Below are 3,580 nucleotides of genomic sequence, written 5' to 3' on the forward strand. Positions count from 1 at the left end.
TCTTAAAATTTCTACATCTTTAAGTAAATCCTCTATTTCAGACATTGTAACACCTCCAAAAGTAGTATTACCAACTTAAAAGAATTTTAGTAACTCAAAACCATTTTAGAGGGGCAAACATGCTCTTAGATTTCCTTTGGTTGTGTCGGACTAATATCCTATGTGATTTTTGAACCTCTGTAACCGTTGGTATGACTTAGTTTACACTAGTATTTACTAATTGTTACTATTGCGACATGGCTTTAACAGCAGCTAATTTCTATTCTTCCTTCTGTTTCTTTTATATAATCTTTATTTATTACTATGGCTATACAAGTTTTAACCATTCTAACTTCCTTTTCTAAATCCATATTCATCCATATTTCTATTAACTCTTTATTTTTCACCTAAATTAACATTACAGCAAATAAAAAAGAGCAATATTATTTCATCGCTCTTTTCTTCTATTTATTTTAATATTAAATTCTTTGCTACATTATTATAGCTTATTACTTTCCCTGCTTCATCAAAATCAATATATGAATAACTATAACACCACATATTTCCTATTATTAAATCTGGAGAACCCATTACATCCAATACTTGTTTCATTGTAGAACCTATTGATATTGAAGGTGCTCCATTTATTTTTTCTCCAACTATTATCTTTAAATTCTTTGCTGCATTATTATAGCTTGTTACTTTCCCAACTTCATCAAAATCAATATATGAATAACTATAACACCACATATTTCCTATTATTGAATCTGGAGAACCCATTACATCCAATACTTGTTTCATTGTAGAACCTATTGATATTGAAGGTGCTCCATTTATTTTCTCTCCAACTATTACCTTTAAATTCTTTGCTGCATTATTATAGCTTATTACTTTCCCTGCTTCATCAAAATCAATATATGAATAACTATAACACCACATATTTCCTATTATTGAATCTGGAGAACCCATTACATCCAATACTTGTTTCATTGTAGAACCTATTGATAAATTACTACTTATAGCGGTATTGGTAGTCAATGTTTGACTATCGGTATTATTACCAATCACACTATCAGGATCTATAGTACCCTCTTTCCCAGTATAAGGGTTAACATTTCCCTTTGTACTCCAATTATTGTTTAGAGTACTGTCTGGACTAGTTCTATAATGTGGTTTTACATAGGTACCATTTTTTGTGTAGTAACCTTTAACATTAACGACTCCGCCTTTATCTTTTGCAAATACATTTATTGGATTTATAAGTACAAATATACTTATAACGGCCAAAAATAAAATCTTAATATTAATCTTTTTCATAAATGTTATACCCCTCCGCTCCCTTTATTTTCACATTTTGACATAAGGTTCTATTTTACTTTAGTCTACCTATCTGGATTTATATTACCATTATATTGTATAATTGTAAAGATTAAAATAACCCTATCTTTACTTCACCTTATTTTCCTAAGTCGTCACACTAAAAACGCCACAAACTTTTATTGTTTGTGACGTCTAATATGAATATTACGCTGTATTTATAGTTTAGTCATTGATGGTTTTTAGTTAACAATATCTCGCTATTTATTATAATTTTTGTTTTTGTTCCATACATATATAATTTTTGAAACAAGAAATTTCATAATAGAAAAGTTAAGCATTAATATTCCAAAACGTAAAACAAAATCTAATGAAAATACTCCTCCTTTAAGTCCAAAATAATCACTCACAGCACTACCTATAATAAATGCAACGAACCAGCTTATAAAATTAACCCAAAATTTATTTTTTTTAATCTTCCTCATAATACTTCCCCCCCAAAATAATAATCAAATATAGATGTTTCATTTGATTATTACGCAATATATTCCTATTCTGTCACAAATAAAACACCCTATTTCTAGAGTGCCCTTTTATTATTAAAATTTATAATTTAGATTTAACAACATCTGATTTCCTATTTCTAATAAGTCCACATCATCTATTGCATTATTTGCAACTACGTCTGTATTGTATTGTGGAAGTGTTGTAGGAGCTTCTCCTAAATGTCTTCCGTCAATCGCTAAATCTAATAATGTATATTCCCCACTGTTATTTACATCTTTCATTTCTTCAATAGTAATTATAGCCTGTCCACATTCTGCATCTGTTAAATCTTTTTCTATTTCTATACCGTCAGACACTCTACCTTTTACAACATCAACTAATGCTTCTCCTGCTTTAATTCCTTTGAAGTTTAGTTTTAATAGAATCTTCTTAGCATCTACGATATTGTCTTTTCCTTTACTTGCAAGAATGAATCTAAGTTCTCCTGCTTTCTTATCATCTTTAACTAATTTTATTCCGTCTACTTCTTTAAAATCTATAAATTCAAGTTTTTCTGAATCATACTTTATTCTTATATCTTCTGCTGCAATGTTTGTTATATTATCTATTGTTAAATTTGCTGTTACTGTTTCATTTTTTTTGATTTTATTTTTTTCTGGCTCAATGTTTAGCACTACTTTTTTCGTTATTGTATCAACTACATTTACTGTGCAGTTTGCTGATAACTTACTTCCATCCGTTGTTGTTGCAGTCACAGTTGTAGTTCCTGCTTTTATTGCAGTTACTTTTCCATTTGCATCTACTGTTGCTATAGTTGAATCACTTGAAGTCCACGTTACACCAATACCAGATGGAGTAGTTGATGCTATAAGTGTATCTGTTTGTCCAACTGTTATAGAATCTGTTGTTTTATTTAATGTTACTCCTGTTGTAGTTTGTATTTTTTCCATCATCTCGATTTCATCTATAACTGCACCATATGATGTACTCCCATTAATTTTAGAAATATATACTCTATAGTCCGTATAAGCAGTAGTATTATTAAAAATTAAACTTTTCGTTTCGTCTGACTTCCAAGAAATTCCTGTTCTAATGTCTAAATCTATCCAATTAGTTCCATCATTACTTCCTTGAAATATCCAACTTGTAGGCGCTCTTGTTACATCATACCAATTAATATATTTTATTGTATATTTACATATAGTTTTAGATGTTGGAAATTTATAACTAACCCACTGTGGTACTGAATTAGTTGAAGCCATCCAATAGTTTGATTTTAAAAAAAATGATTTATTAAAACATTCCCATGCTGAATAGCTACCATTTTCAGAACTTGCATTTGCTATTCCACTTGGTTTAGTATTACTCGTCATAGTTGGTATTAAATTTCCAGAATACGTATCAACTGCATAAACACTCCCACAACTCAACACTCCAAACACCAAAGCCATTAAAAATACAATTCCAACCTTACTTATAAACCTTTGATAAAACTTCTTCATCTTTTACATTCCCCCATTAATTAAATTTAAAACAATTTCTTTCTTAGACTTGTATTATCGGATTATTTTACCAAAACTTAACTTTGATTTTTACGCTCATAGCTATTGGATATTTTATGATATTACTTCTATTTTCCAAGTATGAAAATAGAAAAGAGCCCTATTTCAGGCTCTTAATTATACTATTGAGGAATATTTTCATCGGTTTGTTTATATTCATCAACTTCAAAACTAGATATCTTATCAAATATAATATATTCAGTTTTCTTTACAAA

At 29.1% G+C, this 3,580-nt stretch carries 4 protein-coding genes; all 4 read right to left on the reverse strand.

Annotated elements, in window-relative coordinates; translation table 11 throughout:
• Nucleotides 1-242: 242 nt before the first annotated feature.
• A complete protein-coding gene (locus KPL50_RS26110) occupies nucleotides 243-386 on the reverse strand; it encodes a hypothetical protein (protein WP_216301406.1) in 144 nt (47 codons plus the stop codon).
• A 61-nt stretch (nucleotides 387-447) separates the two neighbouring features.
• Nucleotides 448-1,296: a hypothetical protein gene (locus tag KPL50_RS26115; RefSeq protein ID WP_216301407.1), complete on the reverse strand. Its 849-nt coding sequence runs from the start codon at nucleotides 1,294-1,296 to the stop codon at nucleotides 448-450.
• A gap of 260 nt (nucleotides 1,297-1,556) precedes the next feature.
• Nucleotides 1,557-1,781 (reverse strand): hypothetical protein, encoded by a 225-nt coding sequence (locus KPL50_RS26120; protein WP_216301408.1) that lies wholly within the window; start codon nucleotides 1,779-1,781, stop codon nucleotides 1,557-1,559.
• A 114-nt stretch (nucleotides 1,782-1,895) separates the two neighbouring features.
• The gene (locus KPL50_RS26125; RefSeq protein WP_216301409.1) at nucleotides 1,896-3,305 is read right to left on the reverse strand and encodes an Ig-like domain-containing protein; all 1,410 of its coding nucleotides are present in this window, start codon (nucleotides 3,303-3,305) and stop codon (nucleotides 1,896-1,898) included.
• Between the last annotated feature and the right edge of the window lie 275 nt (nucleotides 3,306-3,580).

The organism is Clostridium sp. CF012, from assembly GCF_018861755.1.
GTDB lineage: Bacteria > Bacillota > Clostridia > Clostridiales > Clostridiaceae > Clostridium_AD.